This window comes from Streptomyces sp. SBT349, assembly GCF_001083795.1.
Lineage (GTDB): Bacteria > Actinomycetota > Actinomycetes > Streptomycetales > Streptomycetaceae > Streptomyces.
In genome coordinates this window covers 1-7,394 of record NZ_LAVK01000358.1, presented here as the reverse complement: position 1 = coordinate 7,394, position 7,394 = coordinate 1, and the positions used below count along the sequence as shown (strand labels likewise).

The following is a 7,394-nucleotide window of genomic DNA, read 5'->3' as shown; positions in this document are numbered from 1 at the left end:
TCGGGGCTGCTCTGGCCGCACGTATTCGTCGTTACCCGCGCGCCGCCGGGGCTTATGTAGCGGGCCGGTGGGTTCGTTGCCCTATCGGGCATCGGAGGGCGGGGACTGTTTTCAAACGGCGCACGATCTGTTTTCAACACTCTGTTTAAAACGAAGTGTTTCGCGTTTCAGAACAGTCCCCACCTCCAGATGCCCAATAGGGCAGACGACCGCGCACCGCCACCACCGCCCGGTTGGGCAACGACCCCCACCGGCCCGGCTGGTGACCAACAAGGGCACACAGAGGCGGCAGCAGCTGCGCGCCACCCCAGCCACAGCGAACAGACCGACCCAAGACCAGCGTCATCCGCTGCGCCCGTTCGGACACCCACCTCATCCACCCGACAAGCCGGCCGGTCACCGGGACGGCGAACACCCACGAACCCTCCCCCCGTAGGTGCCTCTTTTCGTGCATCCGCACGACACGGAAACCCGGGCAAGCCCGCGCCACCTAGGCCAAGCGTCGAAGCCGCCCCACCCCACCACGGACACACGCAGGCGGCCCGTTCCGTCGGCGGACGGAACGGGCCCCTGAGTCGGCTTCCTCACTACGTGATGTCGTACGTCCGCACCCAGTCGACCTCGAACACGGCGGGGCGCACACCGCTCTCACCCGTGAAGTTGTCGAGCTGGATGTTGAGGTGACCCGAGGGCATCGTCTGGATGTTCCCGCGGTCCTCGTTCGCGCCGTCCTCGAAGCGGAACCACTCCTCGCCGTCGACGTAGCCCACCAGCGCGTCCGGCGTCCACTCGAAGGCGAAGTTGTGCCACTCCGTCATGTCCATGGGGCAGAGGTCGACGCCCTCCTTCTCATCCGTCGGGCTCTGCGGGTAGTGGAGGAACGCCCCGAGGCACTGCGAGTCCGGGTCCGAGTACTCGACCCAGTCGTACTCGCCGTTCTCCAGCCTGTTGCCCTCGGTCGGCCAGATCAGGTGCAGAGGGTGGTAGAGCCCGCCCTCGTCCCCGGTGTTCCGCGAGCGGGACCGGATCTCCCACCGGCCGTACTGCTCGTCGCGCTCCTGCCGCAGCCAGCCGGTGTCGCCGTTCGCCTCGCCGAGCATGGTGAGGATGCCGTCGTCGACGGTGCTGTTCTTCGCGCACCGGCGGCCGTTCCCGTCGTGCCCTTCCCAGCACCCTTCCGTGCCGCCGACATCACCCGAGGGCACCGCCCACCTGGTGGGGTCGACCGGCCCGGTGTAGTCGAACTCGTCCGAGATCGGCAGCGGCGTGCCCCAGTCGTACCGTTGGGCGGCCTCCGTCTCGTCGCTCCCGCCGTTGCTGCCGTCGTGCGAGATGGTGAGGTCCTGGATCTCGACCTCGCCGTAGTTGTCCTCGCTGCACGGCGAGGACCGCTCGCAGTTGGCCTGGGTGTAGGCACCGGCCTTGAAGTAGTTGGTCGAATCGGAGTGCTCGATGGTCGTTTCGAGATCACCGTTGTAATAGATCTCGATCTCACCACCGCTCACCACGTACCTGAGCTCGAACACATCCCCGAGCTCGTAGTCGTCGGTGATCAGGTGGTGCTCAACGGTGTCCTCCTTGGTGATCCACAGCTCCGAACCCCGCAACCGCAGCGCGGTCACATCGTCGTCGCCGCCGTGGATCTGCGCACCGACCACCTCCGGCTTGACCTCCGGCAGATGGGTGAACGCCTCCCGGACCGTCATCGTGTGCGTGCCGGACGTCGAGGACCACTCGGTCTCGTCCTCGCCGCCCTCCTCCATCTCCCGCAGCTCCGAGCGCGGGTAGCTGGAGCCGCCGGTGGTCACCCCGTTGACCGGCGCGCGGAACCGCACCGCGTCCCCCGCATCGTTGACCTGGAAGTACGGGTCATGGGAGTAGCCGTCGAGGTCGGGCTGGAAGATCTCGGTGGGATCCCCGTCCTCGCCGATGGGCAGCGTCACCTTCCAGTCGCTCAGGTCCAGGACCTCCGAAGGCAGTTCCGCACCGCCCGGGGGAGGGTCGTCGCCGGGGTCCCCGGTCCAGACCTCGACCTCGGTCAGGCTGTTCCAGTCGCCCTCACCATCCCCCTCGTAGCCGTGGCCGAGGTAGCGGATCCTGGACGTCTCGACCGGGTCGAACGCGAACGTCTCCAGCGCCGCCGAACCGCCGCTGGTGCGCCCCTCGTAGACGGTCTCCCACGCGGCACCGTCCCAGGCCTGAAGCTCGAACACGTTCTGGCGGCTGGTGCCCTGGTGCGCGGCGAGCTTGACATGGCTGACGGTCTCGGCGGTGCCGAGGTCCAGTTGCAGCCAGGCGCCGTCGCCCTCGCCCGACCACCGGGTGCCCAGGTCGCCGTCCACCGCGTTCGCCGGCACGTTCGCGTCACTCGTACTGGCCGTGACAGCGCCGGCGCCGGGGGTCACCTCCTCGCCGGCCGGCTGCGCGGTCGCCGGGCCGGCCAGCGCCGCCGTCACCACCGTCAGGCCGGCCACCGCCAACGGCAGCCGACCACGTCCCCCCGGCGCGAACCGAGTTGAGCGGGTAGCTCTCACAGGGTTGTCCTCCTTGCTCGGGCTCTCCACCTCGGCACCGGCCCCAGAACACCACCGGCCCCACGAGGCATCCGTCAGCCGCGACCGTAAACGCCGACCCTCGGGACGGGTCCCGCATCCCTGTCCGCCCGCGAGATCGGCGCCGTGATCAGGTGATGACCGCATCTGTCTCGTTCTCGCGTTCTGGTCGCCCAGCCGGTCCACTTATGGTGCGTCAGGGCCCATTCCCGGCTGCCCCGGCTCGATGGATCGTTCGCCGGTTGAATCCGGGTGAGGAGCACTCCTGGCATGGTCAACGTCCTCAGCAGCGGCGTCTGGACGGGCGTCAACGTGGACGAGTCACAGTTCAGCGGTCTCACGAGCAAGCGCCTCGCGTGGGGCGACGTCGCGGACGACGTGAAGAGCGCCTACGTCTTCGAGGGGTGTTCCACTCAGGTGGCACTCGACGGCACCCCGAGCGTGATCGGCTCCTTCAAGCACTACAACCACGTGATCCCCATGCCGCCGAACCCGATGTTCACCGCGGAACTCACCATCACCGTGGCCTTCGGGAACAAGGACAGGCGCACGGTCGGCCCGCTGAGATTCCAGCACCGTGAGACGCCCAATGTGGGCCCCGCACAGGAGGACACGGTCGAACTGGAAGAGGTCAAGTTCGAGCAGGTCGTGGAAGTCGAAGGCCGCTGGTACGACATGCACGTCCAGGGGTTCCTCCAGTTCGGCGAGATCACCCGGCACTTCGTCAGCGTCGAGGACGCCAAGGAACCCAACGTCGCCGAACTCAGGGCCTCGTTCACCCCCTACCAGGGCCAGGGGTAGCCACCTCACCGGGAACCGGAAGGCGCCGGCCCGGCGGTCGGCCGGGGGGCGGGGATCCGGCCGGTCAGGCCGGAGTGCAGGCCAGTCCGCTCAGGCCGGAGGTGCCGCCGCCGCCCGCCACCAGGCCGAAGGTGGTCGACCCGCCGGCGGGGAGGGAGGCGTTGTGCGGGGACGGGCGTACCGAGATCGTGCCGGATGAGCCGGTGCGCTCGCCGTTCCACAGGGAGTTGACGGTCGCCCCCGAGGGCAGGACGAGCTGGACCGTCCAGCCGCCGATCGCGGCGGAGCCGTCGTTGGTGACCGTCACCTCGGCCTGGAAGCCGCCGTTCCAGCTGCTCACCACGCGGGAGGCCGCGCGGCACCCGTCCGAGGCGGGCGGCGGGTCGTCGTCGTCCGGCGGGTCCTGGGGGCCGCCCGTGGTGAGGGCCGGGGTCTGCCAGTCGCGCCATTCGGCCAGGTTGCCGGACTTGTTGGGCGAGACCCGGAAGACGCCGGGCTGGTCGCCCGTCTGGAGCAGGAACTTCTGGATGTGCTGCTGCAACGGGGTCCGCCACTCGTTCCGCACGGCGCAGTGGTTGCCGTCCTGGATGTCGGACCAGTAGGTGATGTTGTCACCCTCGCCGAGGGCCTTGTAGACCTCGGCCCCGCCCAGGGCCGCGACGCTTCCGGACCGGGCGCCGAGCCAGTCGATGTGGGGGTTCTCCATGATGAACAGCCCCCGCGGCGCGATCATCGCCACGACCTCGTGCATGTCCACGGGCAGCGACGCCGGGTTGCTCGTGTAGGAGCCGAACGCGTCGCCCAGCCACGGCTGTTCGCCGTAGGCGCTGCTCAGCGGCTGGGAGCCGCTCTCCCCGGGGATCCCCCGGAGGATGGGGGCGCCGGCCGTGCCCGACTCGATGGGCATGGTCAGGGCGATGCGCTGGTCGAACGCGCCCGCCGCGAAGGCGCCCTTCCCGTACCGCGAGCACCCCGTGACACCGGTCGCGTCCGCCCGGAGGACGGTGCCGCCCGACTGCTCGATGACGTCGATGATGCGGCTCACCCCCCAGGCCCAGGCGGCCAGCAGCCCGGTGCCGCTCGACGAGCCGTAGATGCTGTAGAACGCGCCCTGCTTGTTGTTGCGGGGCGTGCCCTCCCGGCCGACCGAGAGTGGATCGAAGTTGATCACGGCCGCGCCGGAGTTCCTGATGGTGGTGGTGTCCGCGCCGAACCCTCCCAGGACCACGACGGCCGGGAACGGGCCGGAACCGCTGGGCAGGCTGACCGAGGCGGAGAAGCTCGCGCTCCGGCCCTGGTCGGACACGTTCACGGTGATGCCGGTCGAGGAGACCGTCCCGGTGACGCTCTGCGGCGGCGGGGGCTTCTGGCCGTAGATGGACCGCTCGGCCAATTCCTTGATCTCGGCCCGCCGGCACCGCCAGTCGCTCCTGCTGGTGATGCGCGTGCCGTCGATCCTGGTGAAGGGGTCGGGAAGCCGGGCACTGGAGGTCGCGGGAGGGGTGCCCACGGCGCAGTCGGCGCCCTCGTCCTCATCCGCGAGAACGACCTGGGTGGGGGCCTGCGAACGGACGGGGGCGGCACCGGCCTGCGGCGTGAGGGTGGTGGCGGCGAGGCTCGCGAGAGCCACGAAGACCACGGCGGCCCACCTTCGTGGGCGATGACGGGGGAAGCGCATGAGGAGGGGACCTTCCGGGGAAGGCACGCAGCCGACGAGAGCGACCCCTTGCCGCATGGCACGGAGTCACGACTCTGCCGACGCACGCCAGACGATGGGAAGTGCGCCGGACCACACTGTTGTCGAAGCTGCCCCCAGGCCCCAACCGCGGCCCAGTACACCAGCACCGTACAAGCCCCTCACCCCCCGGACAAGGCCCCGAACTCCGCGTGCGCCAGGACGCGTTGGGGCGGGCGTCACTCCGGGCGGGGGCGCCTGTTCGGCGGGGCCGTGGAGTCGCGCACGATCAGCGAGGTGCCGAGCATCGTCTCGGCCGTGGTCAGGGAGCCGTCGGGTGGCTCGATCGCCTGGATCAGCAGGTCGACCGCGGCGCGGCCCGCCGCGGCGCCCGGCATGGCGACGGTGGTGAGCCGCGGCCGGTTGAGCCGCCCCGCGAAGCTGTCGTCCACGCCGACCACGCTCACGTCGGCCGGGACGGCGGCGCCCCGGGCGGCGAGCCCCTCGATCAGGCCGATGGCGACCAGGTCGTTGTAGGCCACCACGCCCGTGGCGCCCGAGTCGAGGACGCCGGGCACCGCCGCGACGCCGCCCTCCGCCGTCGGCGGGACCGGCGCGACCACGTCGAGCCGCAGGCCGCGGTCGGCCGCCGTCGCCTCGGCCGCCGCGCGGATCCGGCCGCCCGTCCACGAGCCGCGGGGGCCGAGCACCACGGCGATGTGCGCGTGCCCGAGGTCGCCGAGGTGCCCCACGGCGCGGCCCGCGCCGTGCTCGATGTCCATCAGAACGGAGGAGTGGCGCGCGAGGCGGCGGTTCACCAGCACGACGGGCAGCTCCTCCCCCACCCGGGTGATCGCCTTGTTCGTCCCCCGGGGGCTGACCAGGACGATGCCGTCGACCTGGCGGGCGAACGTGTGGATCAACTCCTCCTCGGCGCGCGGGTTCTCGTCCGTGTCGGCGACGAAGACGTGGTAGCCGTGCACGCGGGCCCGCGCCTGGGCGGACTTGATGATCGGCGGGAAGAACGGGTTGGCGATGTCGGCGACGATCAGGCCGACGTTGTGCGTGCGGCCCGTGGTCAGGGCCCGCGCGGTGTGGCTGGGCCGGTAGCCCAGGTCCGTGGCGACCTTCAGCACGCGCTCGCGGGTCAGGGAGTTCACCAGGTGGGGGGCGGAGAGGGCGCGGGACACGGTGGAGACGTGCACCCCGGCGGCGCGGGCGACATCCTTGATGGTCACCGCCACGGGAAGGCCCCGCCCCGCCCGCGTCTCGTCCTGCTCATACCACCAGGTTATCCCCGCCCTCCCCGTGCCGGGCCCGCCGCCGGGGCGCGAACGCGCGCGCCCCTCCCCGGCGTTCGGCGCGTGCCGGGGAGGAGCGTCGCCCGTCGTCCCGCCAGGCTAGGGCAGGTGGTGCTAGGGCAGGTTCACCTCACCCTGGTTGAGCACCCGGGGGTGGAAGTAGGTCGCCTGGATCTCCGCGTCGGAGTTGTTCCCCCGCAACTGCTCCGACCAGATCATGAAGTAGCTCCAGCGCGTCTGCGAGTCCAGCAGCGAGGCGGAGGGCACCGTGCCCATCTCGGCGAGGGCGATGGGCATGTCGCCCGCGATGGCCTGGAGTTGCTCGTAGTCGCCCTGGCTCGGGAACTCCTTGTACCAGACGTCGAGCGAGGCGACGTCGACATGGTCGTCGCCGGGGTAGTACGCGTCCCAGCCGCCCGCCGGGTTGTCCTGGACGTTCCACACCCAGATCAGGTTGTCGAGTCCCTTCGTCCCCGCCAGGTAGTCGTGGGTCATCCGGTACAGCCGCGAACTGCCGTCGGGGCCGGGCCTGTTGCCCCACCAGTTCCACGCCTCGTTCATCTCGTGGAACGGCCGGAACAGCACCGGCACCCCGGCGTCCTCCAGCTGCTGGAGGTAGGGGGCCACGGAGTCCAGGCGCGCCAGCCACTCCCGGTGGAGGTCGGTGCCCTCGGTGACGATGGCGCGGAAGTCCTCCTCGGAGATGGTGGACTTGACCCCGCCCTCGAACGCGCAGGACTCGCCGCCGGTGGGCGGGCAGGCGTGCCAGGTCAGCGCGACCAGCGAGCCGTTGGCCCACTCGGTCCTCGCCTGGTCGATCACCCGCTGGCGGTCGGCGATGTCCTCGGCGCGGAACATCAGGTCGCCGCCCCACATCCCGGGCCACTGGCCGGTGACGTCGTGCACCTGCTGGGTGTACTGGCCGGGGGCACTGGCCGGTTCCTTGTTGTGCTGCCCGGAGACGATGCCGGAGCCGGTGACGGACCGCAGGTAGGAGAGCAGGGGGGGGGGGGGGGTGGGGGGGGCGGGGGGGGGGGGGGGGGGGGGGGGGGCGCGCGCGGGGGG

General features: G+C 70.8%; 5 protein-coding genes. 1 reads left to right on the top strand and 4 read right to left on the bottom strand.

Translation table 11 applies throughout. The annotated features are described in order from the left end of the window. Nucleotides 1-587: 587 nt before the first annotated feature. Nucleotides 588-2,474 (bottom strand): polysaccharide lyase family 7 protein, encoded by a 1,887-nt coding sequence (locus ADY01_RS29930; RefSeq protein ID WP_053171341.1) that lies wholly within the window; start codon nt 2,472-2,474, stop codon nt 588-590. Between the two features lie 348 nt (nt 2,475-2,822). Here ADY01_RS29930 and ADY01_RS29925 point away from each other — a divergent pair, with 348 nt between their 5' ends. Next, nucleotides 2,823-3,353: a choice-of-anchor K domain-containing protein gene (locus tag ADY01_RS29925; protein ID WP_049579719.1), complete on the top strand. Its 531-nt coding sequence runs from the start codon at nt 2,823-2,825 to the stop codon at nt 3,351-3,353. 64 nt (nt 3,354-3,417) lie between these two features. On the opposite strand, the gene ADY01_RS29920 is transcribed toward ADY01_RS29925, so the two are convergent. From ADY01_RS29920 to ADY01_RS29910, 3 genes are all read right to left on the bottom strand, one after another. Further along, nucleotides 3,418-4,992 (bottom strand): cellulose binding domain-containing protein, encoded by a 1,575-nt coding sequence (locus ADY01_RS29920; protein WP_234320469.1) that lies wholly within the window; start codon nt 4,990-4,992, stop codon nt 3,418-3,420. A gap of 275 nt (nt 4,993-5,267) precedes the next feature. Then, on the bottom strand, nt 5,268-6,266 hold the full coding sequence (locus tag ADY01_RS29915) for a LacI family DNA-binding transcriptional regulator (protein WP_234320468.1): 999 nt from the start codon (nt 6,264-6,266) through the stop codon (nt 5,268-5,270). Nucleotides 6,267-6,443: 177 nt separating this feature from the next. Next, the gene (locus ADY01_RS29910; RefSeq protein ID WP_267888489.1) at nt 6,444-7,319 is read right to left on the bottom strand and encodes a glycoside hydrolase family 26 protein; all 876 of its coding nucleotides are present in this window, start codon (nt 7,317-7,319) and stop codon (nt 6,444-6,446) included. Between the last annotated feature and the right edge of the window lie 75 nt (nt 7,320-7,394).